Below are 26,926 nucleotides of genomic sequence, written 5' to 3'. Positions count from 1 at the left end.
ATATTCTATGTGTTCAAACCTAGCGCATTTACACATACTGTTACAACACTTTGTATAGCCGAACTTACTTTTTCCATAAGAGAAGGCTCTACCTCTACTATCTCAGCTCTCTCATAATGACCAGGTGCCAAGTATACCGTTTCTTGTTCTTTATTTCCCCATAGCTCGTTGTTCTGCTGATAACCTTCATTTATCATTCCCGCATTTGGCAGAAACAATGTATTTACATCATTACCATTATTTTTATAGTAGACGTCAATTTCAATATTAGCCAGCGAAGCTAAGATAGAAATTTCTTCTATGAAAACATGGTAACTTTGGCTGCTGATTGCCTCTAGATAAGATCTATAAATGGATTTGCCATTGAGAAAAGAATTTGCTGCAGTATCACTATTATAATTTCTATCATATTTTCTTTCACTAATATTGAGATTACTAGCACTAATGCTTCTTAAATCACCTATAACTTCATTTTCTTTTAATGTTGTAAGACAACATAACTTTTTTATTAATTTATTAGTCTTTTTTTTGATCTTCTCTACCCGTCTGTTTGTATGCTGAACCAAATCTTTTATTGAGTCCGACATACCAATCAAATGATTTGGATTTTCTAAGAATGCACCAAAAACTTTCTGCATCTGTCCCTTCAATAACTCAGGCATCCTTGGATCATTCAAAGAGTTAAATTGACTTAAAAATTTGTGCCATTCCATTCTCATATCTTGTGCTTTTTCAGTTTTATATTGACCAGAGCTATTATCACCAAATACCGCATGGAAAAAGCAGTTGCCATCACCTGTAGTATTATATTGAACAATTTTTGTTTGCTTACTTTCTACTGAATCTAAACTTACTCCGCTATCTTTACGACTTATATTTCCTGGACTACCTAATACAGGGCTTGGCGTGCCAGCCCTGCTTTGTTCATCCTTTTTCAACGCTTTTGCAAATTCTTTTCTCTTCTCTATTAATTGCTCTGAACTAAGTTCATATTTTAGCTGATCATCAATTTCATCAAACGATTTGCCTGCTTTCAGCATATCTGTAATTTTCTTAGCATTCTCTAAGGCAAATATTCCACAATTATACTTATCATCTTGTTGTTTAGCTTTTGAGTTTCTAATACTACTATTGTCTATTCCTAGAGTTTTCTGTAGCGCACTTGATACCTCTTCTGGTAATGGTTCACCAAATGAATCGCAATAGCAAGCTCTAAACTTTTCACTCTTTTCGTCGTAAGAAACACCCAGTGTTACCCAATGGTTTCCATTTAAATTAAGGATTGAAGTGAACACTAAATCACTACCCTCTCGTTCTACTTTATTTTTATATTCTTTTAGTTCTTGCTCTAAAGATGATGTAGAGTCAGGACAAGCAAAAATCACACCTTCAGAAGTATCTTTTAAGCCTTTTTTATTTTTGTGTACTATCCACCCATATTTGCTTTTTACAATATCTCTAATATCAGTAGTAGTTAATTTGTAATTATAATTCTTTTCTTTCTCTGTTTGATGTAAAAAAGAATTATTATCTATAGCTATTTCCGATGTAATAACACCACTATCCCTATCAGGAGTTTTCGGTCTTGCTTGCTTTTCTGGAGTCTTGCCTTGCAAATCTTGTAGTTCTGTATCTTTTTCTTCACTCTTTTCCCCCTTTGAAGCTCTTTTTCCATTAATATAGTTCTTCGCTAAGTGAAATAAAGGTTTAACAATCATTTTGTATGCTACTGTAAGAATTATTCCCATTAAAACCCAAACTACGGGGTTAGAGATGAGCATAGCAAGTGGAAAGGTCAATAGAGGAGATCCTATTACTGTCCCTAAACAGCCAGCAGCGAGTGTGGCTACTAGGAGTATACAAGTAGCGCTGATAACAAATTTCCCACCAGCGAAGTAAGTGCTCTCTTTGAATTTATTATATTTTTCTGTGATGCCCAACATACTATATCTTATGAACGCTAAGTTAATTAATTTTAATAAACTCTAACAATAAAATCAACCATAATAGTTTTAGTAATATGAGAAAATATTGAATATTAAGAGCTTTTGAAGTACAGTAATAATGTTAGTAATAGCACAATATATGCACGATATAGAATATATACGTAAGAACTTTGAAGAATTTGAGAAGGCAATGAAAAGCAGGGGAATTAGAGAATTTACTGCGGAAGAGATATTAGAAATTGATCACGAGAAAAGATCATTAACCACTAAACTGCAGGATTTGAATAGGCAGCGTAATGAAATCACAGAGGAAATAAAGAAGCTTAAAATGAGCAAGAGCCCCTGTGAAGAGCAAATAGAGTTGTCAAAAAGCCTCACAAATGAGATAGAGGCAATTAGCTTAAAAGAACAAGCAGAAAAGGATAAGTTAGTGAATGTTTTATCTAACTTGCCGAATATTCCTGCGCAAGATGTGCCAATAGGTGCAGATGAGAACTCTAATTTAGAAGTGAGAAAATATGGAAAAAAAAGACAGTTTTATTTTACAGCAAAATCTCATTATGAACTCGGAGAAAAGTTAGGTTTAATGGACTTCGAACAAGCGGCGAAAATTTCCGGATCAAGATTTGCGATATTAAAAGGACAGTTAGCTAAGCTTGGACGAGCGCTAATAAATTTTATGCTTGAAATGCATGTTAATGAATTTGGCTATACTGAGGTGTATCACCCGGCTTTGGTGAAAAACGAAGCTATGTATAACGTTGGTCAGCTACCGAAATTTTCTGATGATTCGTATTTGACTACCGACGAATTGAGGTTGATTCCTACAAGTGAAGTGTTTTTAACAAATTTGGTTGCTGACAAAATAATAGAAGAGAAAGAACTGCCTATTCGTTTTACTGCGTATTCAGAGTGTTTTCGTAAAGAAGCAGGCAGCGCAGGACGAGACACCAGGGGCATGATAAGGCAACACCAATTTGGTAAAGTGGAATTGGTGAGTATTACAACTGAAGACCAATCAAATGATGAGCTTGAGCGTATGACGAGTGTTGCTGAAGAGATATTAAAAAAATTAGAATTGCCATACAGAGTAATGCTGCTTTGCAGTGGCGATATGGGTTTTGCTGCACAAAGGACTTATGACATAGAGGTATGGTTACCTGAGCAAAATAAATATAGAGAAATATCAAGCTGCTCGAATTGTGGTACATTTCAGGCAAGAAGAATGAACACTAAATATTCTTCAGAAACTGATAAAAAGATAAAAAAATACGTTCACACTTTAAACGGCACAGCTTTAGCTATAGGAAGGACGATTATTGCCGTAATGGAGAATTATCAAAATTCTGATGGATCAGTTACAATACCAAACGTGTTGCAAAAATATATGAGTAATGATACTGTTATAAGCAAACAATAATTTTGACATATATAGAAAAGCGAGGAAACAAAGATGAAGGTTCTTGTTATAGGTTCTGGTGGGCGTGAGCACGCTCTACTTTGGGCTCTAAAAAAATCTCCTATCTTGACTGAGTTATATGTCACTCCTGGTCGCCCGGCCATGGAAAATTTAGGAATTCTTGTGGATGTAAATATTCAAAATTCAGTGGATGTTACACAATTTTGCAAGAGAGAAAATATAGAGTTGGTTGTTATTGGTCCAGAACAACCAATCATTGATGGGCTTGCTGATGATTTAGTTGCAGAGGGAATAAATGTTTTTGCTCCGAGTCAAGCAGCTGCAAAACTTGAGGGATCAAAGTCTTTCACCAAAGGACTATGCAAGCGATATGGCATACCAACTGCCAAGTACGAGTGTTTTGTTGATGAAGGATTAGCTAAAGATTTTGTATGTAGCAATAAAATAAAGTTTCCACTTGTAGTGAAAGCAAATGGAATTGCAGCAGGAAAAGGGGTGGTTATATGTAATACAGAAAACGAAGCTTTTTCAGCAATAGATTCAATGCTAGTGGAGAAAGAATTTGGTGAATCAGGTGAAGAAATAATCATAGAAGAATTTTTAATTGGAGAAGAAGTAAGCTTTTTTGCTCTTGTTGATGGGTTGAAAGTAGTAACTCTTGGGTGCGCAAAAGATTATAAGAGAGTGAATGAAAATGATGAAGGCCAAAATACTGGGGGTATGGGATCGTACTCATCACCTTCAATTATAAGTAAGGACATGGAGCAAAAAATCATCCAAAAAATGATATACCCTACAGCTCAAGCATTGGTTAACATGGGTACGCCTTATAAGGGAGTACTCTTTGCTGGTTTAATGATTTGCAGAGATGGCCCAAAACTTCTCGAGTATAACGTTAGATTCGGTGATCCAGAAACGCAATCTATATTACCTAGATTTGATTCAAATTGCGATTTGTTAAAATTGATGTTGTCAGTTGCGGAAGGAAAATTAAGTGCCAAAGTGGTGGAGCTTAATAACAAATCTACAATTTGTGTGGTTGTTGCAAGTAAAGGCTATCCTGGTGATTATCAAAAGGGAGAAGTAATTAAGGGATTGGATAAAATTGAAAGCATTCCTGGTATATTGGTATTTCATGCTGGTACTAAATTGGATGAAAGTGGTAACTTAGTTTCAGATGGCGGAAGAGTGCTAAATATAGTAGCAGAAGGGAGCACTATAGAGGAAGCCAAAAGTAAAGTGTACTCAGCATTAAATTTTTTAGAATGGCCAGGGGGGTTCTTCAGATACGATATTGGTAGTTAATATTAACTACAGATGTGCCAGAAAGTGTATTAAATAGGACTTGATCTGACACTTAAAATAAGTAAGTTATAAAATAATAAAAGAAAGGAGATCAATATTATCTTTAGAAAGAAAATCTACTATTCTTTGACAGATCGATGTTGATCATTGGTTGCGTTCTTACAATGAGGCAAATACTGCTATCCTATGCAAATTTTTTGGATAGTAAACATATTGCTTTTCAGAAGAATATTAGTAGCATTAAACAACAGCCTGATATTAGTTTTAATTCTTCTGTCAGTTAATTCTTGTCTGTCAGATCAAATCTTGTCTTTTACAAACACTCCCGGCTTTTAATGACTAAGCAAATCAAGTTAAAATCATTAAGCCGGCTATTGATAAAAAACCTTATGCTTTTTGCTTGATCGGAGGTGTCACCTCTGCACTTTCTGCTCCATCTAGGGTACTACTTGGTTTTTCTGTAGTAATTTTTTGAGTACTACCATCTACCTTATTCTTGATATCTGCTCCATATGATCTTAATACTTCAATAGCTTTTTTGTTTTCACTATTCAGCGCAATATCTAAAGCATCCATTCCATCATTATTTTTGTGGTTGATAAAATTTTCTAGCTCAAAGCTTTTTATATACTGTTCAATAACGAGTTTCACTACTTCTCCAGAGCAATTATTGGCAGCAGGAAAAAGTACTGTATTGTTATTATTGTCTTTTTTTGTTATGTCTGCTTTAAGCTCGTTTATTAAATATTTGATAACTTCTACTCTGCTATCATTCCCTGCTTCAGTGCATTGCCTGGTAGCTAAAAATAAAGCTGTTCGCCCATTGTTATCTACATCTTCAATATCTTGCCCCTTATCAATTAAGGCTTGTATTACACTTTTATTTCCATATAAAGCAGCAAAGTGAAGAGGAGTGCGTCCTTCGGTGCTTTCTCTTTCATTAATCAATGCACCATGGCTAGCTAGTAATTCTATAAATTCTGGCGTATCTGCAAACACTGCAAAATGCGTTGGTGTTAAACCATCTTTATCATTGATTTTTGTTTTTGCATTAACATTTGCTCCATTTTTTATTAGCAGTTTCGCTATTTCTAATTGTTTACGTCCAATGGCAATATGCAGTGGCGTACGATTGCGCTCATCGTTATCATTGACATTTACGCCATACTTTATTAGTAGTTCTGCAGCTTCAATATTACCTTCCTGAATTGCAACATATAAGGAAGCATATCCATCTTTTGTTTCCTCTATCATAGAGAATTACTAATTTATATATTATTAAGAATCATTATTAAATTTTTATTAATATTATGTTAATAATGATTGAGATTTTAATTAAACAAAAATATTTATATTCGAAATGAGCCTAAGAGGTTGCCATTCTAGCGTTGCTCGTACAGTTATAGACGTTAAGCCTATTTAGTACTGCATATCAACTCAGTATGTAAATCTTTGACTAAAGCTACAACGTATTCTTTTTGAACAATTATACTGATTTTGATTTCAGATGTTGTGATAGCAAGTATTTCTACCTTTTTTTCGCTTAAAACCTTGAGTGTGCGGTGCATCACTTCAGCGTTAGACATAACACCAATACCAATTATTGAAATTTTAGCTACATTATTGTTTATAGCATAATTTTCATTCTTATTCAGTAACTTTTCCATTAAATCAATATCAAATTTGGAGATAACAAAACTTGACCCATGTATCATATCAATTTTAACGTTTGCTCCTGCTATATCTCTTAAAGTACGCAAGTTATTTGCAAGGTTAGTGAAAGTTACAAGAGCTTCATTAGTGCTATAAGTTATTCCAGTAATTAAGTATCTCTCTAGTACCTCCCTTTTGTGTAGCACTGTGGTGCCTTCTACTTCCTTAAAAGTGGATAGCACTTGCACTTTAATGTTATGCTTCATTGCAAGTTGTACTGAACGATTATGCAGTATTTTAGCACCAGATGACGACATTTCCAACATTTCATCGTAAGAGATAAATTTGAGCTTGCATGCCTTTGGAACAATTCTTGGGTCTGCTGTATATATTCCATCAATATCAGTAAAAATTTCGCAAGTTCTAACACCAAAGGCTACCGCAAAGGCAACTGCTGATATATCAGAGCCTCCTCTTCCAAAAGTAGTGATTCTATCATTATTTATACCCTGAAAACCAGCGATGATCGCAGCAGTATAACCCTCAGCAAAAGATCTTTTCACACGGTCAATCTTTATTGTTTTTATTTTAGACTCAGAATAAAAATCATCAGTTACAATTGGTAACTGCCAGGCAAGCCACGATTTAGCATTAACTCCGATCGATTGGAGAGTGATAGCTAATAGACCGCAAGAGATTTGTTCTCCTGCTGAAAGCATAACGTCATACTCTGATAACTCTTGTCTGCAACTTAAATTTGAGATTTGCCTAGCCTGAAAAGCCATTTGGTCAGTAAATCCTGCAACAGCAGATACAACAACGATTACATTACAACCTTTCTCAATATCGTTTTTTATCAAATTTGCAACTCGGTTTAAATCAGTTAGCGAAGTCCCACCAAATTTTTTTATGATTATTTTGTCCATAGTTACAATATAACTCTCTTCTGAAGAAAAATATAGTTTTTGTAGAGATAGCAGCTTGCAAACCATTCAGAAAAGGGAAGACAAAACGATAAAAAACCATAGGCGCCAGATGGTTTTTATACAGCCCTACGTTATACCGCCGCGGCACGGCAGTATAACATTGCCGGTAAACCCAAGTACTTTGGCGAGGTCACGCAGGCAATAGGCTACACAGAAGCTACTTAGCTTTAGGCATAGAACCTCCTGTGCGAAGAAGATTCAGAAAAAATACAGCGTAAATTAGGCATACCTAAGAAACGTTTTTTCTGAATTTAATAGAAAAGTCTGCAGACGAAGATAGATTTCGAGCTCTCTAAATATCTCTACTGTCATTATAATTAGGTTTCAAGTATGCGGAAGTAATTTTTTTAGTTAAAATAAAAAAGTTTTCTGCTATAGCACCACTAAGCAGCAGAAGACCTTGCATGACCTCCAAAAAATGTTTTTACTCTTTCAAGATAAGTAGGTGGCACTGGAGGAATTTCTATACCATCTATAACAGCGCTTATTGCTTCTTTTACATCATCGCTTGTAATTAACTCTTTTAATTTATGCTTTATAGGGCCTCTTCCAACATCTTGCCCATACCTATTGTAATAATCCACATATAATTCATTAAAGACAGATTGTTTTGCTTCTTCTATCAGTTTACTGATGTTGCTTTTTATTTGAGGATCCATATCACCATCAGAATAAAAATTATCAAAATTGTCCTTTAAAACTGTAATTTTTTTATTGTTACAGCTTCTCAGGAATTTTTCTGTAATGCTTGGCATTCTCTCATACACTTGAGCGTTTACCTCAACTGTAAAGTTATTTTTAGCTTCAAGACAACTGAGTGAATAAATAATACGATTAAACATTCCAAGATGACATGCACCATTTCCTTCTTTTAAACGCATCAGTAACATGCATTTTAGAAAATCTGTATCTAACTTTTGATCCTTAGCTGCAGTCAAAACTAAATTTGCAGCTTGCGTGAGAGTAAGGCTAGTTTTTGATTCTCTATAAGCTGCTCCATTGGAACCATTAAAGTTAAGATAAAGTTTTAATTGCTCTTTTTGCTCAGTTGTAAGCTGATCTGAATTATTTATGTAGTCTTCAAACTCTTTATTGAGTACATTTGGTTGAGCTCCAAATTTCTGTTTTAACTCTTGAGCGCATTGGAGAATACTATGTTCAAAACTACTCGTGTGAACACTCTGACTACTAGTGCCCACATCACTCACGTTGAATAAAAAGCTTAATTGTTTTACATTTGAATCTTTCAAACCTAAAGGCGAGAAGAGCTTTACTAATGGATATTTTATTAACTCGAGAAGTGCTACTGGGATTAATAATACAGCGTTTATAAGTATTAAACACCCTTGAAGAGGAAGTGAAAGTCTTTCATATGATCCTTGCAGTAACTTATTAATGGTAGATATCTTCGAAGTACAATACAAAAATGGTAATTGAATGCAATATATTAAATATATAGAGAGAAATAGAATCTTATCTTTTACCCCTATTGTTGGGTCGTTATATACTTCAGAAAAAATATCATCACCACCGTTTTCATCCTTGAAAGATCGGTAGCTGCTTATAATCTTTTCCGTAAAGATGGAACAGAGCATATATATGCCAGAGAAGACAACAAGCAAAACTACGCCTAATATATTAAAGACCAGCTCTGCAACCTGTGGATCTAATGAGGTAAGAGCTCCACCAAAAAGGGATGAATTAACCACAAGAATTAAATATGCCAATAAAAACCATGCTGCAATACAAGCAGCAAATAATAAAATATGTCCACAAATAACTAGAAACTTTTTTAATCTCTGATTCATAAGCCTCTTATAATGATCTATTAATATAGTCTATTTTAGGAATAAATTGAAAAAAATGCAAGTTTTTATAAACCCCAGTTGCGGATTAGAAGTCAGTGAAAAAGATAGGGAAATAGGGTAAACTCCGGAAACATATTATCAAAAAGTAGAGAGGTTACCCATGAATAAAAATGTAACAGAATTATTTTGCTTTGTAGACGATTTTTGCAAGGCTATAAACAAAAATTTCGCAGAAAAACTCCTGCCAAACAGTAAAAAACCTACCAGAACGCCAGAGATTACGCATTCTGAAATTCTTACTATAATTTTACTTTATCAACAATCTAGATGTGAGGACTTTAAATCTTTCTATACATATTATTTGAAAGCACTATATGGATCTGAGTTTCAAAATTTGCCAACATATAGTAGATTTATTAGGCTAAAACCGAGGGTTTTATGGTATTTAGCATTACTTTTGCAATGGCTATGTGAGCAGTCGAAAATGACAGGGATTTCGTACATAGATGCAACATCTATCGCTGTTTGCCATCCAAAAAGAATCTCAAGAAACAAAGTTTTCAAAGGATTGGCAAAGCTTGGAAAGACTACATATGGCTGGTTTTTTGGTTTTAAATTGCATATGGTAATTAATGAAAAAGGTGAAATTCAAGGAGTTACACTTACTAAAGGTAACGTTGACGACAGAAAACCAGTACCAAAATTAACTGAAAAACTGACTGGTCTTTTGTTTGGTGATAAGGGCTATATAAAGAAAGAGCTCTTTGCAAAACTCTTCGATAGAGGACTAAAACTCGTTACCAAAGTAAAAAAAGGTATGAAAAACACATTAATGCTACTTGAAGAAAAGATTTTTTTAAGAAAAAGGTCGATTATTGAAACAGTTTTTGGCTACCTAAAAGACAGACTTGAGCTTGAGCATTCAAGGCACAGGTCTCCAATAAATTTCTTGGTGCACGTCTTTTCCACATTAGTTTCATATTCCATGAAGCCTAAAAAGCCCTGTATTTCTAGATTTTACTATATTGATTAATCCGCAACTGGGGTTTTATAAAGATCGATTGAAATTTCTAAGCTTAGGTTATATTGTTAATCTATTCAGATAAAAGTTATTGTGTCAAACAAAATAGGTTGTTGGGCTATTTTTGCCTTAGTGATTAGTAGCCAAATTGGCTCTGGAATTTTTATGCTTCCAATTAGCTGTATGGTCCCAGAGTGTGATGTTCTACGAGTTGGGTAACAGGAGGTAATGCAGGAAGTCTAATAACGCAGCAACACGGAACCCCAGGTTAGGCCTGCACCTATTGCAATCAGCAGTGCCAGGTTTCCTAATTTTATTTTTGATTTTTGTATTGCATAGTCTAAAGCCAGTGGAATTGACGCTGCTGAGGTGTTTGCATGCTTATCAACGGTATTAATCACTTTCTCTATAGGAAAATCTAATTTCTTTACTACTGCTTCAATAATACGAATATTTGCTTGATGGGGAATTAGCCAGTCAATATCAGTGATTTTCAAATTATTGCACCTTAGTGTTTCCTCTACTGAGGCTGTTAACTTATCCACTGCATGTTTAAACACTTCTCTTCCATTCATGTATATTTTTCCAGAATCACCAGTTGAGGATATCCCTCCGTTTGTACATAGTATGTCCACATTGCCATCGGAGTGTAAGTTTGTTGATATGATGCCGCTTCTACCCAGTTCTGATTTTATTATCACTGCACCAGCACCATCACCAAAGAGTACACAAGTTGACCTATCTTCCCAGTCAACAATCCTAGACATTATTTCAGCACCTATAACTAGCACATATTTAATTCTATTGTTAGATTTTATGAGCGAATCAGCAACTGTAACTGCATATATAAAACCAGAGCATGCTGCTTGTACATCAAAAGAAAATGCATTTTTACATTTTAACTTACTTTGTACAATCGTTGCACAGCTAGGCAAAGTTTTATCAGGTGTTGTTGTTGCAACTATAATCAAGTCAATTTCATCTACTGAAATTTTAGCTTTTTCTATAGCATTTCTTGCTGCATTGAAAGCTAGATCTGACGTTAACTCTCCTTCATCTGCTATATGCCTTTGAACTATTCCTGTTCTCTGCCTTATCCATTCATCGCTCGTCTCAACTATCGATGCAATTTCGTTGTTACTCAACGTTTTTCTTGGTAGGTAAGATCCAGTGCTTAATATGAAACTTTTATTCAATATGACTTACCCCGTTAATTATCTTTTGATTTAAATTTTCACTAATTGCATTTACTGCAAATTTTATAGCATGAGCAAAAGAAATAGCATCAGAATTTCCATGACTTTTAATGATGATACCATTTAGCCCTAAAAACATAGCTCCACTTCTAATTTTGGGATTAAAACGTATTAAAGCTTTATTTAGTTTGGATTTTAACAACATACCAACAAGCATTTTTGCTGCCCATGAGCTCAGTACTTCCTGCTTTATTAGATTGATAAAAGTATTAGCGGTTGCCTCAGCCGTTTTGAGCATTACATTGCCAACAAAACCATCAGCAACAATCACATCTATATTGCCCTCTAAAAATTCACTTGCCTCTATATACCCTTTGAAATTAATGTCTGGAGCGTTTTTAAGCAACTCAAAAGCGCCGCGCACTGAGTCATTACCTTTAACTTCTTCTGTGCCGATATTGAGCAAAGCAACTTCAGGATTGTCAATTTTTAGCGCTACTTTTGCAAATATATTTCCCATTAATGCAAATTGAAATAATGAGTCGGCATTACAATCGACATTTGCACCAAGGTCAAGCAAAGCAAAGCTTTTTGTCTTAGTTGGACAGATAGAGGCAATAGCAGGACGATAAATGTTTGGTAATGTTCCTAAAATAAATCTGGAAATTGCCATCAACGCCCCGGTGTTGCCTGAAGACACCACTCCAAAAGCTTTGCCTTCTTTTACTGCAACAATTGCAGCTTTCATACTTGAGTCTTTACGATGTCTCAGCGCAAAAGATGGCTTATCATTTGCAAGGACATTGTCAGAACAATGAGTAAACTCAGAATTGTTACTTACTTTTTTGTATTTTGAAAGCAAAGGAGATACTTCTTCCTTATCTCCATAAATATGAAAAAAAACTTTAATGCCTGGGTCAACAAGATTATCCAAAAAAAAACCAGCACCCTGAATTACGGAAAGAGGCGCAAAATCGCCCCCCATAGCGTCAAGTGCAATAACTATATTATTATTGACCGTAGATAACATACCATAATAGTCATTCTGCCTGTTGCTTAATGAAAACCCGTTTTCCTTTGTAACTGCCATCAACTGCCACGTTATGAGGCAACATGAATTCCCCAGTTGTTGAGCACACCACAATATTCTTGGGCTCAATAGCATGATGAGAACGATGCATATTACGCCTTGACTTTGACTTTTTTCTTTTTGGAACTGCCAAAATTTCCTCCATTCTACTACAAATACAATACATTAGTAACATATTTTTTACAGGAAGTAAACAGGGATAATAAAATAAGTAAGGTTTGCTTATGTAATTGAGTTCTATAGCTAAAGTGGCTCTACAATTTGAAAAACCGTCATTCCGCTACTTGTTAGCGGAATCTATACCGCGAATGAATCGCGGTATGACGTAGGGAAACCTTTCTTGGGTTAAGCTTTAAATTAACACATCAAGTATGTTGAACTTAAAACATATCTCAGCTATACTTTGCGATAAAGTTAATAAAAATTTTAATAAAATCAGTAACTCTAGCTAAAATGAATACAAAGTGAGCTTTTTTGATATAAATAGTGTTAGAATAATTGGTAGGTACTTTATCAAGTTTTTGTTAAGGCTTGGTAGTGCATTCATATTTTTTATTCAATCTCTATATCACTGCCTTGTGCCGCCATATTATTTTAGCAACGTAGCAAGACAAATTATAGAGATAGGCTTTTTCTCTCTGCCAATTGTTGGGCTCGCTGGAGTTTTCATAGGAGCGGCGATAGTTTTACAAAGTAGCTTGAGTGACCCATTAATTAACCAAGAACAGATAATACCCAAACTTGTTACGATCACTATCATTAAAGAGTTAGGACCAGTTTTGATCAGCTTAATAATGGTAGGAAAGGTTGGATCATCAGTTGCAGCAGAAATTGGTACAATGCGCATCACCGAGCAAATAGATGCACTTACAACCTTGAACATCAACCCTTTTAAATATTTAATTGCACCAAGGATTTTAGCGTCAATCATAGTATTTCCCATACTTACAGTATGTGCAGATTTAATAGGAATATTTGGAGGATGTATCACTGCAGTCTTCGAATTTAACCACAATTTAAATATATACATTAAACACACAGCTCAGTTCTTTAATACGTACGATTTTGTAACTGGGTTAGCTAAAGCAACTGCTTTTGGCGCCATAATTTCTGTCTCAAGCTGCTATTACGGTTACCATTGCAAAGAAGGTGCACGAGGAGTAGGTGTTGCTACAACATCAACTGTTGTTTTATCGTCCATACTGATCATTTTAGCAAACTACATGATTACTTTGATACATGCGTAACTCCATAATATCAATATCGAACTTAAGCTTATCTTTTGATGACAGGACAATACTAAAAGATCTAAATCTTGATATATCAAAAGGGGAATCATTAGTCATACTTGGTGGCTCAGGAAGCGGCAAATCTGTATTAACAAAAACAATCATTGGCTTGCTTGCTCCAGACTCAGGGTCTATTAAAATAAATAGTAAAAGCAAAAATAAATTTGGGGTTTTATTTCAAAATTCCGCTTTATTTGACTACGTTACAGTGTGGGAAAATATATCTTTTAATTATAAAAAGCGCTTTAATATCAGCAAAAAGGATGCAAAACAGCTAGCAATTGAAAAGCTAAATGATGTTGGATTGGAAGAAAATATAGCAGATATGTTTCCAATAGAATTGTCAGGTGGAATGAAAAAAAGAGTAGCACTTGCAAGGGCGATTGCACACAACCCAGAAATCATCATATTGGATGAACCAACTTCAGGATTGGACCCAATTATGTCAGATATAGTAAACGAGATAATAATAAAATTATCTCAAGACTTTAACCCTACAATTATCACGATTACACATGATATTCATAGTGCATTTAAAATAGCTGATAAAATAGCAGTATTATATGAAGGGGAGATCATTTCCCATGGAACTGTTCAGGAAATACAAAATACTAATAACGAATATATAAAGAAATTCATTCGTTATATAAGGTAGCAGACATTGGAATTCGGATTTTTTCAAACTGGATCCTATAGCTAACACGTCATACCGCGATTCATTCGCGGTATCTCGGCATAGATTCCGCTAACTAGTAGCGGAATGACGAATTTGTCGTTTTTCAAATTGTCGTAAGTCAGTTTAGCTATATATAGGATGACAGAAATTACTTGTATTAGCTATATTCAAAAGCTCTATTGATATTTTGCAATATTTGTGATAAAATAATAGCTTAAGGTTGAGAGTAAAAATTTATGAGCGAAGGTCCAAACATTGCAGAATGGCAAGCGCAGCAGCAACACCAAGAGGCTGCTGGTGAGAAAAGTGGTTTTGGTCTTGGTCATAGTGACTCTGTTTCAACAGTTGTGGATGGAATGAAATGGTTGTTCAACTTTCATGAAGGAGCAATTGCTGCTTATAGTAACGTATTTGAAGGTTTGGTGAGTGGCAGTAGTCTAGCAACACTGTTTGGAAAGTCAGGTAATATGTTTGGCATAAAACTTCTTGAAGGCCTTGCAGAATATTTTTCAGGTGGAGGTGGAGATGAAATGCCATCGGAAGGAATGGACATGGATCATGGTGGTGAAGGGCCTCATCCGGATGATTACCCTCATGCCAATAACGAAATAGCTCATAATGCTGATGGTTTGCAAGACATGCATGATGCAGGTGATCACCATGGTCAATCTTTTTCACCTGGTCCTTCACCATCTGTTGGCGATGACCACGGACCTGAACTTGGTTAAACGCTTAAGAACTGCCGAATAGTATGCGAGAAGACCTAATAAGAAAAGTTGCTATTGTTGTGAGTTTGTCTTAGTGAAAAAGGTTTCAGTTTTAGGATCAACAGGAAGTGTTGGAAAAAAGACTGTAGATTTGCTCTCAAAGAGAAAAGAAGAATACCAAGTGGAAGCACTAAGTGCCCATTCGAACTTTGCTCTACTGGCACACCAAGCAAAGCTGCTAAATGCAAAATATGTTGCTATCTCCGATGAAAGGCTTTACAAAGATTTGAAAGAAAGTTTACTTGGTACAGATGTAAAAATAGCAATTGGCGCTGAAGGTCTAGTAAATGTTGCTTCCCTACCCGTTGATCTCTCAGTTATTGCAATAGTTGGTATTGCAGGCCTTGGGCCAGTTATGAAAGTCATAGAAAGTGGCACTAAAGTCATTGCACTAGCGAACAAAGAAAGCATTGTTTGCGGTGGAAAGTTATTACTCAAAAAAGCTAAAGAAAAAAATGTACAAATAATCCCTATTGACTCTGAGCACAATGCAATTTTTCAAGTTTTGCAAAATGACGATAAATGCGTAGAAAAGATCATACTTACTGCTTCTGGTGGACCATTCTTAAACTATAGTTCTGAGCAATTAAGAAATGTTATGGTAGATCAGGCGCTTAGTCACCCCACTTGGAATATGGGAAAGAAAATCTCGATTGATAGTGCAACAATGATGAATAAGGCACTAGAGATAATAGAAGCACATAACTTGTTTAATATCAGCCCGAGTAAAATTGAAGCAATAGTGCATCCTGAATCAATAGTACATGGAATTGTAACTTATAAGGATGGGTTCAACTTTGCTGTGCTTACAGAAACTGACATGGCAATTCCTATTTCATATGCTCTATCTTGGCCAGAAAGATCAGCTTTAAATCGTAAATTAGATTTAACAAAGCAAGGAAAATTGACCTTTCAAGAACCAGACCATAAGCGTTTTCCTGCGCTAAAGCTTAGCATGGCAGTGTTAAGCTCTTCTGCTCCACAAACGAACAGTATTGTGTTCAATGCTGCAAATGAAATAGCTGTTAATGAATTTTTGAAGTCACGAATCGGCTTTTTAAAAATAGTAGAGGTAGTGGAATCAACAATGGAAAGTTTTGATAGTTACACTGATATTAATTCACTATCTGATATAATAAATATTGATTGTGAAAGTCGTATTATTGCTAATAAAATCGTTGAAAGTAAAGTTGTTGCATGTAGCTAGAGTAATGTAACCAGACTGTATTCTGTGATTTTTTTTTAGCAAAACACGATGCACAATCGTCATCCCGCTACTTGTTAGCGGCTAAGAGATACCGTGAATGAATCGCGGTATGACGGTTAAGTAGGGTGTCATCCCAGTCTGGGATCCAGGAAAATTGATTGTAAACGAGCAAACATTTTCGATAAAATTACCAAAAAGCTAGATCCCAGTGTCAGCTACTTGGATGACAGGGGAGGGAGGCTACTGGGATCCTGACAACCATCATTCCGCTACGTGTTAGCGGCTAAGAGATACCGCGGCGGTATAGCTATCTTCAAAAATATGGTTGAATAATTGTTAATAATAGTGTATAATTATTAATATTTTTAAGCACTTTGGCTATGGCTTTATCTAAGTTTCTCGACCCTAAGCTGGATTTAACCTTTAAAAGAATCTTTGGTACTGAAAAAAATAAGAATATTCTTGTCCATTTTTTGAACGATATTTTAGGGTTTACCGAGATAAATACTATACAAGAAGTGGAATTCCTCAGTACTATAATGGATCCTGAAATTGCATCTGATAAGCAAAGTATAGTTGATGTTCTTTGCAGGGATTCTAGTGGGGCCAGGTATGTGATTGAAATGCAGCTCACTCGCGATAAAGGCTTCGAAAAACGAGCTCAACTATATGCTGCTAAGGCTTACTCAAGGCAAGCTGATAAATCTGGTAAGTACATTGATTTAAAGAAGGTTTTCTTTATTGCTATCTCTAATTGTAATTTATTTCCTGATAAGCTTGATTATATATCCAGCCACACTATAAGAGATGAGAAAACCAATGAGCATGACTTAAAAGATTTTCAATTTGTATTTATTGAACTACCTAAATTTCCTAAGAATAAGGAAGAACAGCTAGAAAGCATAGTGGATCGTTGGTTATTTTTCTTCAAATATGCAGATGAAACTACGGAAGAAGACTTAAGGAAAATAGCAGAAAAAGCACCGATAATAAAGTTAGCCTACGATGAATTAGACAGGTTTAGCTGGAATGAAAAAGATCTAGTAGCTTATGAAGAAAGAATAATGGATCTGCGCAAAGAAGAAGCCATTCTTGAATACAGACTTGATCTTGCTAAAGAGGAAGGTAGAAAAGAAAGGGAAATTGAAGTTGCAAAGAATCTACTTAAAGCAGGTGTTTCTTTTAATATTATAGCTCAAACAACTGGTCTTTCTATGAGTAGACTTCTTTCAAAATTGAGGGAGAGAGAGTAAGATCAAGTATTTGGAAGCATGAAATATAAGGAAATAGAAAAGTTAGAAGGAGAAAAGTTTCGACGTTTAACGGGGGTAAAAAAATCAACATTTAAGAGAATGGTAGAAATTCTAGATGAGGAGGATAAAAGGAAAAAAGCTAGAAGTGGAAGAAAAAGCAAACTTTGTATAGAAGATAGATTACTTATGGCACTGGAATATATGAGAGAATATCGTACATATTTTCATATAGGACAAAGTTATGGCATGAGTGAAAGCAACTGTTTTAAAATAATAAGGTGGGTAGAAGACACATTAATAAAACATCCAGATTTTGCATTACCAGGAAAAAAAGATCTATTAAATAGTAATGTAGAATACGAAGTTTTGGTAATAGATGGAACTGAAACAGCAGTAGAAAGGCCAAAAAAAAGCAAAAGCGCTTTTACTCTGGAAAGAAAAAAAGGCATACTATAAAAACACAAATAGTAACAGAGAAGAAGAGTAAAAAGGTCGTATGTACATCTTTCTCCAATGGTAGAAAACATGATTTTCGGATGTTTAGAGAATCAAAGATAGCAATATTACCGCAAACTAAGATCCTAGCTGATTCTGGTTACAGAGGAATGCAAAAGATACATAAAAATGTTGAATTACCACATAGAAGATCAAAAAAGAATCCTTTATCAAAGGAGAAAAAAGCAGAAAATAGATCTCTCTCTATACGAAGAGTGGTAGTTGAAAACGTAATCGGCTTATTGAAAAGGTTTAAAATCATTTCTGACAGATATAGAAATCGACGAAAACGTTTTGGCTTAAGATTTAATTTGATTGCCTCTATTCACAATAGAGAGCTCCTTTCATGAATTTTGAAAGAAGTCTAGTGAGATCAAAGAATTGCAGAATTAAGTGTGAATGGTTACAGAGTGATTTCAAAGCGCATTTGCAATTGGAATGGATGCATTTAATGAGAGTCCCATTTTACGGTGTTCAAATCTACTCCTTCTTGTACCATCTCCCAAAGTGGGCTCATTTCTCTCAGTCGGCCAACATTTTTAGCAACAAGATCTGCTGCGTACAAAACTTCTTCTTTAGTTGTAAATCGACCTAGGCCAAATCTAATTGATGAATGCTCAAGGTCATGGCCATTATTTAACGACCGTACGACATAGGAAGGCTCAAGAGACGCAGACGTGCACGCAGAACCAGAACTTACTGCTAAATCCTTGATTGCCATGATGAGAGACTCACCCTCAACATAGGGAAAGCTCAAGTTTAGGTTGCCAGGAATTCTATTTTCATAATCACCATTTAAAACGATATCAGGAAACGCTTCTTTTATCTTATTATACAAAATATCCCTTAATTCTTCCACTCTAGTTGTTTCTTTTTTCATTTCTTCTCTAGCAATACGTGCCGCTTCACCAAAACCGACTGCAAGGGGAGTTGGAACTGTGCCAGAGCGCATGCCTCTTTCCTGTCCACCACCACTAATTAGCGGTATCAGCCTAACACGAGGATTCTTTCTACGGACATATAATGCACCTATTCCCATAGGTCCATAAATTTTGTGGCTAGAGAGACTCATAAGATCAATGCACATCTCATTAACATCAATTGGAACTTTTCCAAAGCTTTGAGCTGCATCTGTATGGAAGAATATATTACGCTTCCTGCATATTTCACCAATCTCCTTTACAGGCTGAATTACTCCGATTTCATTATTTACCATCATCACTGAAACCAGGATTGTTTTATCAGTAATTGCTTCCTCAAGCTTTGATAAATCTATAATTCCGTTTTGCTTAACAGGCAAATATGTAACTTTAAAGCCTTCATTTTCCAGATGCCGACAAGAATCAAGAACACACTTATGCTCCGTGCAGACAGTTATTATATGATTTCCTTTATTTTTATAAAAGTGAGCAACGCCCTTGATTGCCGCATTATTTGACTCAGTTGCACCTGAGGTAAAGATAATTTCTTTGCTATCTGCGTTCACCAGATCAGCGATGTGTTTCCTTGCTTTTTCCACTGCTTCTTCAGCAGTCCAACCAAATGAATGGCTGCGAGAGTGTGCATTACTGAACTCACCAAAGTAAGGTATCATCACCTCTAAAACACGGGGATCTACTTTAGTAGTAGATTGATAATCAAGAAATATTGGTAATTTTATTTTAGTATCATGTATTTTTTTACTTTCAACATTCATAAAGCTACCACAGAGACAAAATTTACAACTATTTAATAGCACTAAAACTTAATTTTTTCAAGGTATAATCTTGCATCAACAAACATTATCACCAAAGGGATGTGTGTATGACGCTGGTTCCTTGCAAGCTTTGCTTGCAAATAAGTCTAATACGCGTCGCGTTTTATGCCAAAACACAATTGGAGTTACATGCAAAATAGATCCCAGTGTCAGCTACTTGGATGACACCCTACTTAACAGTCATACCGCGGTTCATTCGCGGTATCTCATCCGCTAACAAGAGATCCCGCTAACAAGCAGCGGGATGACGAATTGCTATGCCGCCACGAACCGTCGTTCCGCCGCAGACCGTCATACCGCGATTCATTCGCGGTATCTCATCCGCTAACAAGAGATCCCGCTAACAAGCAGCGGGATGACGAGATGCCACCGCAAACCGTCATACCACGATTCATTCGCGGTATCTCATCCGCTAACAAGAGATCCAGCTAGCGGGATGACGAATTACTTAACCATCATCTACACCGTCATACCGCCGCAGACCGTCATACCGCGATTCATTCGCGGTATCTCATCCGCTAACAAGAGATCCAGCTAGCGGGATGACGATTGTCGTTTAGTCATAAATATTAAGAAATTTACCAAGCGAAAAAAAAGGCAAAAGAAGCCCTGGTCATTAGACTTCTTTCAAAATTGAGGGAGAGAGAGTAAGATCAAGTATTTGGAAGCATGAAATATAAGGAAATAGAAAAGTTAGAAGGAGAAAAGTTTCGACGTTTAACGGGGGTAAAAAAATCAACATTTAAGAGAATGGTAGAAATTCTAGATGAGGAGGATAAAAGGAAAAAAGCTAGAAGTGGAAGAAAAAGCAAACTTTGTATAGAAGATAGATTACTTATGGCACTGGAATATATGAGAGAATATCGTACATATTTTCATATAGGACAAAGTTATGGCATGAGTGAAAGCAACTGTTTTAAAATAATAAGGTGGGTAGAAGACACATTAATAAAACATCCAGATTTTGCATTACCAGGAAAAAAAGATCTATTAAATAGTAATGTAGAATACGAAGTTTTGGTAATAGATGGAACTGAAACAGCAGTAGAAAGGCCAAAAAAAAGCAAAAGCGCTTTTACTCTGGAAAGAAAAAAAGGCATACTATAAAAACACAAATAGTAACAGAGAAGAAGAGTAAAAAGGTCGTATGTACATCTTTCTCCAATGGTAGAAAACATGATTTTCGGATGTTTAGAGAATCAAAGATAGCAATATTACCGCAAACTAAGATCCTAGCTGATTCTGGTTACAGAGGAATGCAAAAGATACATAAAAATGTTGAATTACCACATAGAAGATCAAAAAAGAATCCTTTATCAAAGGAGAAAAAAGCAGAAAATAGATCTCTCTCTATACGAAGAGTGGTAGTTGAAAACGTAATCGGCTTATTGAAAAGGTTTAAAATCATTTCTGACAGATATAGAAATCGACGAAAACGTTTTGGCTTAAGATTTAATTTGATTGCCTCTATTCACAATAGAGAGCTCCTTTCATGAATTTTGAAAGAAGTCTATTGTCTATTTTCAGTATTGGCGTTTTTTAAGTCTTAAACGCTGCAATTTAGCTGCTTTTAAATGCAACTAACCTTAGCTTTAATATTTAAGAAATTTACCAGGCAGAAAAAAAAGGCATAGAAAACCCGCAGTAGCTAGTTATTCACTCTCTATTTTAAAATTTGACGTTGGGTGATGTCTTGAACGCTTTGTAAGCGCGTTTCAGCTTATATAGGTAAAAACCTAGAAATTTGATAAAGACATAAGGTACACATAGTGCAAAAAATTAAGCATAGTACGCCAAATACAAGTTTTCTTGTCGTTTTAATCTGCACAGATTGCGAAGTTAAATGAAATAGCTTCACTGTCATGATAAGGGGGCTGGCGAAGGATGTCAAGGAAGTTTTGTGTTTCTATTCCCAATAAAAGTTTGTTATATGATTATGCAAGAAGTCTAATGAAGAAAAGACTTAAAGAGAGACCAAATCAAAGTGCAATGGTATTTCACTAATCCAATTATTTTTCTCCTGATCTAGCCTATCATCCAATATTGCCTGCCTTATTGATGCCATTAACTTATTCATGAAAAAAATGTTGTGAATGGTAACGAGCGTGTAAGCCAGAAGCTCTTTAGCTTTCAGTAAATGGTGTATATAAGCTCTTGAATATTTTCTGCAGGTAAAACATAAACAGTCACTTTCAATTGGGTTATCGTCTAGCTCGAATTGTTGATTCCGCAAATTAATATGTTCTTTGCACTTTGAAGAAATAGAATCTCTATTTTTTACTTTAATAAGCGCGCCACCATGTCTTGCTAAACGAGTTGGATGTACGCAATCAAACGTGTCAATTCCAAGACTTACTCCGCGAAAGATGTCCACAATCCCACCAATACCAAGCAAATGAGTAGGCTTGTCTTTTTTCAGATGGTCCATAGTGAAAGAAACTACATCATGCATCTGCTCTTTACTTTGACCAAGTGATCCACCTATTGCTTGACCAAAAAATGGCAAATCGTTGATAAAATCACAACTTTCTCTACGTAAATCGTGATATATTCCGCCTTGACTAATTCCATATAGCACTTGCTTGCCATTATTGTTTTTTTCAAATTCATTTAAAGAACGTTCAGCCCATCTGTGGCTCATGAGCATTGATTTTGCTGTATATTCTTTGCTTACGTGAAATGGAGTGCATTCATCTAAAACTAGGATTAAATCTGCACCTAATTTTTGTTGAATTTGTATAGATTTTTCAGGAGTTAAGCAATAAGTTTTACCATTAATGTAAGAACGGAAAATTGCTCCATCCTCATTAATTTTGATCAAAGTTTTTTGTTTTTTTCTTATTCCTTTTATCTCTTCCGAAACTGATCCGTGCCCTAAGCTAAATATCTGATATCCACCTGAGTCAGTTAGCATTGGCCCATTCCATCCCATCATCTTGTGCAAACCACCAAGTTTTGCAACAGTATTCTCTCCTGGTTGAAGCATTAGGTGATAAGTGTTGGAAAGTATTATCTGAGTACCTGCTTCTCTGATTCTCTCGATATCTGCAGCTTTAATAGCAGCTTTTGTTGCGCAGAATATAAAAGCTGGTGTTTCTACGCTTCCATTTGGAGTTTTAATTGTTCCAACTTTTGCAGAACCTGATTGCTTGATTATCTTGAATGCAAATTCTTCTTTCATCTATTTGCCTGAAAGTTCTGCTATGATGTTTTCTACTTTTTCAGGAGTAAGATTTTCATAGAAGTCATTATTAATCTGCACAACGGGAGCATTAATGCATGCACCGAGACATTCAACTTCTTTTAAAGTGAACAGATTGTCTTTAGTGGTCTTACCGATATTGATTCCAAGTTTCTTTTTAAAGGTATTTAAAACTTTTTCGCTACTGCATAACCAGCAGGGGGTTGTTCTACAAATTTGTATTAGATATTTACCTACTGGTTTTAAATTATACATGGTGTAGAAATTTGCCACTTCATATACACGAATATGTGGAATATGCAGCATATCAGCAACGTAACGCATAGCAGGTTCAGAAACCCATCCGCATTGCTCTTGAACCAGATATAGTAAAGGCATAACAGCACTACCTTCTCTGCCTTTAGGATACATCTCTATAAACTTTCCTGCTTTCTTGAGGTTTTCTGATGTAAAACTAAACTGCTTTTCTTTTTCTGTCATTCGTGAGACTCGTGTAAACTTTAACGGATTATACCTGTAGAACCAATGATTGCAATTGTTGGTTTTTTGAGAAGTAGCATAAAGCTTCTTAGCCCTCTTCAAGCTTATATTTACCTTTTAGTATAAAACATTATATTAATTTTTTAATTTTAGTTAAAATTTTCATTGACATTAACACACAGGAGTGATCATAATAGTATTTTATTAATATTTTAAATAAAATTATGTTTGTATTAAGAAAGTTGCTCGGGATCGACTCAAATACACCAGAAGTTAAAGAAGCGATAGGTTTTAACCCAGCAAACGTAGGGTTGATTGAAGGAGATGGAGTCGCTTATGGACTCAGCTATCAAGATAACGGCAATGGAAGTAGTAAAGTAAAATTACTTATTAGTCCATTATATCAATCAAAAACATACGAATGTAGTACAAATATCAGCGTAGCAAATGAATTCAAGGGCCAATTATCTCTCACACTAATAACCCCAGTTGCGGATTAATCAATATAGTAAAATCTAGAAATACAGGGCTTTTTAGGCTTCATGGAATATGAAACTAATGTGGAAAAGACGTGCACCAAGAAATTTATTGGAGACCTGTGCCTTGAATGCTCAAGCTCAAGTCTGTCTTTTAGGTAGCCAAAAACTGTTTCAATAATCGACCTTTTTCTTAAAAAAATCTTTTCTTCAAGTAGCATTAATGTGTTTTTCATACCTTTTTTTACTTTGGTAACGAGTTTTAGTCCTCTATCGAAGAGTTTTGCAAAGAGCTCTTTCTTTATATAGCCCTTATCACCAAACAAAAGACCAGTCAGTTTTTCAGTTAATTTTGGTACTGGTTTTCTGTCGTCAACGTTACCTTTAGTAAGTGTAACTCCTTGAATTTCACCTTTTTCATTAATTACCATATGCAATTTAAAACCAAAAAACCAGCCATATGTAGTCTTTCCAAGCTTTGCCAATCCTTTGAAAACTTTGTTTCTTGAGATTCTTTTTGGATGGCAAACAGCGATAGATGTTGCATCTATGTACGAAATCCCTGTCATTTTCGACTGCTCACATAGCCATTGCAAAAGTAATGCTAAATACCATAAAACCCTCGGTTTTAGCCTAATAAATCTACTATATGTTGGCAAATTTTGAAACTCAGATCCATATAGTGCTTTCAAATAATATGTATAGAAAGATTTAAAGTCCTCACATCTAGATTGTTGATAAAGTAAAATTATAGTAAGAATTTCAGAATGCGTAATCTCTGGCGTTCTGGTAGGTTTTTTACTGTTTGGCAGGAGTTTTTCTGCGAAATTTTTGTTTATAGCCTTGCAAAAATCGTCTACAAAGCAAAATAATTCTGTTACATTTTTATTCATGGGTAACCTCTCTACTTTTTGATAATATGTTTCCGGAGTTTACCCTATTTCCCTATCTTTTTCACTGACTTCTAATCCGCAACTGGGGTTAATAGAAAATTCAGCTGAAGTAGACAAAATTGGAGTTATCTTTCCTACAGAAGAAATTAACAAAGAAGAAAAGTGCATCAAAGGCTTAACATTCAATACTTACGAAATCAAGCATTCAACCAATGTTCCCTTAGTTGAATACGTAGGAAAAGTAAAATTATACAAGAACATTGATATAAATAATCTTGCAAATGAAGGCAATAGTTACTTTCAACCAAAAGCAGTAAAAGTTGGTAATGGTAATGTTATTGTAATCGCCCATAATTTAAAGGATCAAACTTTAGTTTCTTGGTATTTAAAGTTAGGCAAGAGCGGGAAATTTAAAGTATTGGATGGAAAAGGTTTCACAGAAAGGAAATTGTTCAAATTTGGTAATCCGGGGCAATTGGTATTAAATGGAAACACGATGCTTTATTCGCAAGTGAGCAAAAGGATTACTAAGGAGAATCAAGAGGTAAGAAAAACACGTATTTTTAAATTTGATATGGCTAAAGTGATTCAGGGTCTGAGGGATGGAGTTAATGGCTTTTTACTTGGTAATGGAAAAGGTCAAATAGATAATAAAGCACTATCTCTTTCTAGAGAATATGAAATAAGCTTTTTGCAGTATGTTGAAGGTGGTGATCTAGTTGCTTTTCTTGCAGAAGGCCGGTCGCCTAATAAACAAACGTTACATTTAACAAGTCTTGTTAAGAATGGATCAAAATCGGACTTTACTGTTTGCGAATTTGAAGATTCTATAAAGCAATTGTATGTTAAAAACAATGGTCAAGACAGTTTTATTGTAACTGCAATAAATGAAGGAAACATCACAATTTGCAATCATCAAAGGTTTGAAAAACCTTCCAAGGTAACAATAATACCGGCAAATAGCATCAAAACTCTCAGTGATTTTGTTAATATCATTAACGGTCGATTAACGCCAGATATTATTTTTAGTAGTACCGTGGCTCCTATAACTATTACAGAAACGGTTGTGACTTCTAAGAAAACGCCGACTGCTGCAATTGCTAGTACAACAGAAACCGACACTGTGAAGACTACCAAATTAACAACAGAAGCCGTTACACCTACTTCTACAATGAGTAAACCTTCAACAAGTACAGTAACAGTAAAGCCAACAACAGTAGCAAAAACAACTACTACTTCACAAGCGACCACGGTTGCTACAACGTCAACCAGTGTGCCTTCGGAAACTGAAACAAGTACTGTAAAACCTACAGCAGCGACTGTTGCGTCGACTTCTACAATGAGTAAACCTTCAACAAGCACAGTAACAGTGGAGCCAACAACAGAAGCCGTTGCGTCGACTTCTACGATGAATAAACCTTCAACGACTCAAACAAGCACAGTAACAGTGGAGCCAACAACAAGCTCAGAGAGAACTACACAAACAGTGTCTACTATGCCGAGTACTAGAACAAGGGAGTTGACAACTCCTATGTTCACTACAACTTTATTTTCTCAATCTACTTCTTCACCACAGCCTACTCAACTTGCTATAGGGTCTAATAGGGCAGGAATGATAGGGGGATCTTTGGTTGGAGCAATAGGTATTGTTGGAATTATAGGATTCATAGCATATAGATATGTTAAGGGTCGTAATGCTGCTCCTGTGTTAGAACTAACTGATTTGGGTTATAGAAGGCGATCATCTTCAAGTAGCGATGAAGAAATTTTTACCACTGGTGATAGAATGCGAACTATATATCAATCTGAAACAGTGCTAAATAGTATATCAGTAGAAAGTAGTAGTCGATCAAGAAGTAGCTCATCGTCTTCGAGCAGTGGACCAGGCTCTTGACTAACTGAAATGGAGTCTAAAAGTGAAAAAAGCTTATCTTGGGATAGCGATGATGTGCCAGAATATCACCTTTAGCTATTTGTCTAAATGTTTTTAATATGTAGACTGTTAGG

25 protein-coding genes and 1 pseudogene are annotated in these 26,926 nt (G+C 35.4%); 14 read left to right on the top strand and 12 right to left on the bottom strand.

Going from position 1 to position 26,926, the window contains the following annotated elements; genetic code table 11:
• Positions 1-5: 5 nt before the first annotated feature.
• Positions 6-1,781 carry a Ulp1 family isopeptidase gene (locus NBW37_RS05610; RefSeq protein WP_250296079.1) on the bottom strand — a complete coding sequence of 592 codons (1,776 nt, stop codon included), beginning with the start codon at positions 1,779-1,781 and terminating at the stop codon, positions 6-8.
• A gap of 304 nt (positions 1,782-2,085) precedes the next feature.
• Between NBW37_RS05610 and serS the strand changes: the two genes are divergently transcribed.
• The 3 genes and pseudogenes from serS to NBW37_RS05595 all read left to right on the top strand — a co-directional run.
• Positions 2,086-3,366 carry a serine--tRNA ligase gene (gene serS, locus NBW37_RS05605; RefSeq protein WP_250297007.1) on the top strand — a complete coding sequence of 427 codons (1,281 nt, stop codon included), beginning with the start codon at positions 2,086-2,088 and terminating at the stop codon, positions 3,364-3,366.
• A gap of 33 nt (positions 3,367-3,399) precedes the next feature.
• Positions 3,400-4,671 (top strand): phosphoribosylamine--glycine ligase, encoded by a 1,272-nt coding sequence (gene purD, locus NBW37_RS05600; RefSeq protein ID WP_250296078.1) that lies wholly within the window; start codon positions 3,400-3,402, stop codon positions 4,669-4,671.
• A gap of 93 nt (positions 4,672-4,764) precedes the next feature.
• Positions 4,765-4,955: pseudogene (locus tag NBW37_RS05595) on the top strand (IS481 family transposase); the annotation flags it as partial.
• A 103-nt stretch (positions 4,956-5,058) separates the two neighbouring features.
• Here NBW37_RS05595 and NBW37_RS05590 read toward each other — a convergent pair.
• The 3 genes from NBW37_RS05590 to NBW37_RS05580 form a co-directional block, all read right to left on the bottom strand.
• A complete protein-coding gene (locus NBW37_RS05590) occupies positions 5,059-5,925 on the bottom strand; it encodes an ankyrin repeat domain-containing protein (protein ID WP_250296077.1) in 867 nt (288 codons plus the stop codon).
• A 161-nt stretch (positions 5,926-6,086) separates the two neighbouring features.
• Positions 6,087-7,250 (bottom strand): aspartate kinase, encoded by a 1,164-nt coding sequence (locus NBW37_RS05585; RefSeq protein WP_250296076.1) that lies wholly within the window; start codon positions 7,248-7,250, stop codon positions 6,087-6,089.
• Positions 7,251-7,693: 443 nt separating this feature from the next.
• Positions 7,694-8,905, bottom strand: a complete 1,212-nt coding sequence (locus NBW37_RS05580) for a hypothetical protein (RefSeq protein ID WP_250296075.1) — start codon at positions 8,903-8,905, stop codon at positions 7,694-7,696.
• A gap of 4 nt (positions 8,906-8,909) precedes the next feature.
• On the opposite strand from NBW37_RS05580, the gene NBW37_RS05575 reads away from it, so the two are divergent.
• Both NBW37_RS05575 and NBW37_RS05570 read left to right on the top strand, forming a co-directional pair.
• A complete protein-coding gene (locus tag NBW37_RS05575) occupies positions 8,910-9,113 on the top strand; it encodes a hypothetical protein (protein ID WP_250296074.1) in 204 nt (67 codons plus the stop codon).
• Positions 9,114-9,278: 165 nt separating this feature from the next.
• The gene (locus tag NBW37_RS05570; RefSeq protein ID WP_250295817.1) at positions 9,279-10,151 is read left to right on the top strand and encodes an IS982 family transposase; all 873 of its coding nucleotides are present in this window, start codon (positions 9,279-9,281) and stop codon (positions 10,149-10,151) included.
• Between the two features lie 227 nt (positions 10,152-10,378).
• Here the strand turns inward: NBW37_RS05570 and NBW37_RS05565 are convergent, their stop codons facing one another.
• From NBW37_RS05565 to rpmF, 3 genes are read right to left on the bottom strand one after another with little or no spacing between them, the layout of a single operon-like run.
• On the bottom strand, positions 10,379-11,335 hold the full coding sequence (locus NBW37_RS05565; protein ID WP_250296073.1) for a beta-ketoacyl-ACP synthase III: 957 nt from the start codon (positions 11,333-11,335) through the stop codon (positions 10,379-10,381).
• Positions 11,328-12,365, bottom strand: coding sequence for a phosphate acyltransferase PlsX (gene plsX / locus NBW37_RS05560; protein ID WP_250297006.1), 1,038 nt, complete (start codon positions 12,363-12,365; stop codon positions 11,328-11,330). The genes NBW37_RS05565 and plsX overlap by 8 nt, the downstream gene beginning before the upstream one ends.
• A gap of 10 nt (positions 12,366-12,375) precedes the next feature.
• Positions 12,376-12,558, bottom strand: coding sequence for a 50S ribosomal protein L32 (gene rpmF / locus NBW37_RS05555; RefSeq protein ID WP_041573607.1), 183 nt, complete (start codon positions 12,556-12,558; stop codon positions 12,376-12,378).
• 331 nt (positions 12,559-12,889) lie between these two features.
• Between rpmF and NBW37_RS05550 the strand changes: the two genes are divergently transcribed.
• The 6 genes from NBW37_RS05550 to NBW37_RS05525 all read left to right on the top strand — a co-directional run bounded on the left by NBW37_RS05550 (position 12,890) and on the right by NBW37_RS05525 (position 18,462).
• Positions 12,890-13,672 (top strand): MlaE family ABC transporter permease, encoded by a 783-nt coding sequence (locus NBW37_RS05550; protein ID WP_250296072.1) that lies wholly within the window; start codon positions 12,890-12,892, stop codon positions 13,670-13,672.
• Positions 13,665-14,369 (top strand): ABC transporter ATP-binding protein, encoded by a 705-nt coding sequence (locus NBW37_RS05545; protein WP_250296071.1) that lies wholly within the window; start codon positions 13,665-13,667, stop codon positions 14,367-14,369. The genes NBW37_RS05550 and NBW37_RS05545 overlap by 8 nt, the downstream gene beginning before the upstream one ends.
• Before the next feature lie 257 nt (positions 14,370-14,626).
• Complete coding sequence (locus tag NBW37_RS05540; RefSeq protein WP_250296070.1) at positions 14,627-15,118, top strand: hypothetical protein; 492 nt, start codon at positions 14,627-14,629, stop codon at positions 15,116-15,118.
• Positions 15,119-15,191: 73 nt separating this feature from the next.
• Positions 15,192-16,364, top strand: a complete 1,173-nt coding sequence (dxr, locus tag NBW37_RS05535) for a 1-deoxy-D-xylulose-5-phosphate reductoisomerase (protein ID WP_250296069.1) — start codon at positions 15,192-15,194, stop codon at positions 16,362-16,364.
• Positions 16,365-16,744: 380 nt separating this feature from the next.
• The gene (locus NBW37_RS05530) at positions 16,745-17,617 is read left to right on the top strand and encodes an Rpn family recombination-promoting nuclease/putative transposase (RefSeq protein WP_250296068.1); all 873 of its coding nucleotides are present in this window, start codon (positions 16,745-16,747) and stop codon (positions 17,615-17,617) included.
• An 18-nt stretch (positions 17,618-17,635) separates the two neighbouring features.
• Positions 17,636-18,462, top strand: a protein-coding gene (locus NBW37_RS05525) for an IS5 family transposase (protein WP_250295841.1) whose coding sequence is annotated in 2 segments (ribosomal slippage) — positions 17,636-18,023 and positions 18,023-18,462 — 828 coding nt in all. Because the reading frame shifts where the segments join, the coding sequence is not laid out codon by codon here.
• Between the two features lie 98 nt (positions 18,463-18,560).
• Here NBW37_RS05525 and NBW37_RS05520 read toward each other — a convergent pair.
• Entirely contained in the window at positions 18,561-19,808 is a 1,248-nt protein-coding gene (locus tag NBW37_RS05520; protein ID WP_250296067.1) for an IscS subfamily cysteine desulfurase, read from the bottom strand.
• Between the two features lie 729 nt (positions 19,809-20,537).
• On the opposite strand from NBW37_RS05520, the gene NBW37_RS05515 reads away from it, so the two are divergent.
• Positions 20,538-21,364 (top strand): IS5 family transposase gene (locus tag NBW37_RS05515; RefSeq protein ID WP_250295841.1). Its coding sequence is split into 2 segments (ribosomal slippage): positions 20,538-20,925 and positions 20,925-21,364, totalling 828 coding nucleotides; the frame shifts between segments, so codons are not numbered across the junction.
• A 467-nt stretch (positions 21,365-21,831) separates the two neighbouring features.
• Here NBW37_RS05515 and tgt read toward each other — a convergent pair.
• The gene (tgt, locus tag NBW37_RS05510) at positions 21,832-23,049 is read right to left on the bottom strand and encodes a tRNA guanosine(34) transglycosylase Tgt (protein ID WP_250296066.1); all 1,218 of its coding nucleotides are present in this window, start codon (positions 23,047-23,049) and stop codon (positions 21,832-21,834) included.
• Positions 23,050-23,550, bottom strand: a complete 501-nt coding sequence (gene nuoE / locus NBW37_RS05505) for an NADH-quinone oxidoreductase subunit NuoE (RefSeq protein ID WP_250296065.1) — start codon at positions 23,548-23,550, stop codon at positions 23,050-23,052.
• Positions 23,551-23,774: 224 nt separating this feature from the next.
• Between nuoE and NBW37_RS05500 the strand changes: the two genes are divergently transcribed.
• Positions 23,775-24,050: a hypothetical protein gene (locus tag NBW37_RS05500; protein WP_250296064.1), complete on the top strand. Its 276-nt coding sequence runs from the start codon at positions 23,775-23,777 to the stop codon at positions 24,048-24,050.
• Here the strand turns inward: NBW37_RS05500 and NBW37_RS05495 are convergent.
• Both NBW37_RS05495 and NBW37_RS05490 read right to left on the bottom strand, forming a co-directional pair.
• Complete coding sequence (locus NBW37_RS05495; RefSeq protein ID WP_250295817.1) at positions 24,047-24,919, bottom strand: IS982 family transposase; 873 nt, start codon at positions 24,917-24,919, stop codon at positions 24,047-24,049. The genes NBW37_RS05500 and NBW37_RS05495 overlap by 4 nt on opposite strands.
• Before the next feature lie 39 nt (positions 24,920-24,958).
• Positions 24,959-25,105: a hypothetical protein gene (locus tag NBW37_RS05490; RefSeq protein WP_250296063.1), complete on the bottom strand. Its 147-nt coding sequence runs from the start codon at positions 25,103-25,105 to the stop codon at positions 24,959-24,961.
• A gap of 310 nt (positions 25,106-25,415) precedes the next feature.
• Here NBW37_RS05490 and NBW37_RS05485 point away from each other — a divergent pair, with 310 nt between their 5' ends.
• A complete protein-coding gene (locus NBW37_RS05485; RefSeq protein ID WP_250296062.1) occupies positions 25,416-26,813 on the top strand; it encodes a hypothetical protein in 1,398 nt (465 codons plus the stop codon).
• Positions 26,814-26,926 lie beyond the last annotated feature (113 nt).

The organism is Wolbachia endosymbiont of Oedothorax gibbosus (assembly GCF_936270145.1).
GTDB lineage: Bacteria > Pseudomonadota > Alphaproteobacteria > Rickettsiales > Anaplasmataceae > Wolbachia.
Note: the sequence above shows the minus strand (reverse complement) of the source record. Positions and strands in the feature narration are given on the sequence as shown.

Coding starts and splice junctions, on each gene's coding strand:
- NBW37_RS05610 (WP_250296079.1), bottom strand. CDS start 1,781: ATGCTCATCTCTAACCCCGTAGTTTGGGTTTTAATGGGAATAATTCTT.
- serS (WP_250297007.1), top strand. CDS start 2,086: ATGCACGATATAGAATATATACGTAAGAACTTTGAAGAATTTGAGAAG.
- purD (WP_250296078.1), top strand. CDS start 3,400: ATGAAGGTTCTTGTTATAGGTTCTGGTGGGCGTGAGCACGCTCTACTT.
- NBW37_RS05590 (WP_250296077.1), bottom strand. CDS start 5,925: ATGATAGAGGAAACAAAAGATGGATATGCTTCCTTATATGTTGCAATT.
- NBW37_RS05585 (WP_250296076.1), bottom strand. CDS start 7,250: ATGGACAAAATAATCATAAAAAAATTTGGTGGGACTTCGCTAACTGAT.
- NBW37_RS05580 (WP_250296075.1), bottom strand. CDS start 8,905: ATGCTCTGTTCCATCTTTACGGAAAAGATTATAAGCAGCTACCGATCT.
- NBW37_RS05575 (WP_250296074.1), top strand. CDS start 8,910: ATGCCAGAGAAGACAACAAGCAAAACTACGCCTAATATATTAAAGACC.
- NBW37_RS05570 (WP_250295817.1), top strand. CDS start 9,279: ATGAATAAAAATGTAACAGAATTATTTTGCTTTGTAGACGATTTTTGC.
- plsX (WP_250297006.1), bottom strand. CDS start 12,365: ATGTTATCTACGGTCAATAATAATATAGTTATTGCACTTGACGCTATG.
- NBW37_RS05545 (WP_250296071.1), top strand. CDS start 13,665: ATGCGTAACTCCATAATATCAATATCGAACTTAAGCTTATCTTTTGAT.
- NBW37_RS05540 (WP_250296070.1), top strand. CDS start 14,627: ATGAGCGAAGGTCCAAACATTGCAGAATGGCAAGCGCAGCAGCAACAC.
- NBW37_RS05530 (WP_250296068.1), top strand. CDS start 16,745: ATGGCTTTATCTAAGTTTCTCGACCCTAAGCTGGATTTAACCTTTAAA.
- NBW37_RS05520 (WP_250296067.1), bottom strand. CDS start 19,808: ATGAATGTTGAAAGTAAAAAAATACATGATACTAAAATAAAATTACCA.
- tgt (WP_250296066.1), bottom strand. CDS start 23,049: ATGAAAGAAGAATTTGCATTCAAGATAATCAAGCAATCAGGTTCTGCA.
- nuoE (WP_250296065.1), bottom strand. CDS start 23,550: ATGACAGAAAAAGAAAAGCAGTTTAGTTTTACATCAGAAAACCTCAAG.
- NBW37_RS05500 (WP_250296064.1), top strand. CDS start 23,775: ATGTTTGTATTAAGAAAGTTGCTCGGGATCGACTCAAATACACCAGAA.
- NBW37_RS05495 (WP_250295817.1), bottom strand. CDS start 24,919: ATGAATAAAAATGTAACAGAATTATTTTGCTTTGTAGACGATTTTTGC.
- NBW37_RS05485 (WP_250296062.1), top strand. CDS start 25,416: ATGCTTTATTCGCAAGTGAGCAAAAGGATTACTAAGGAGAATCAAGAG.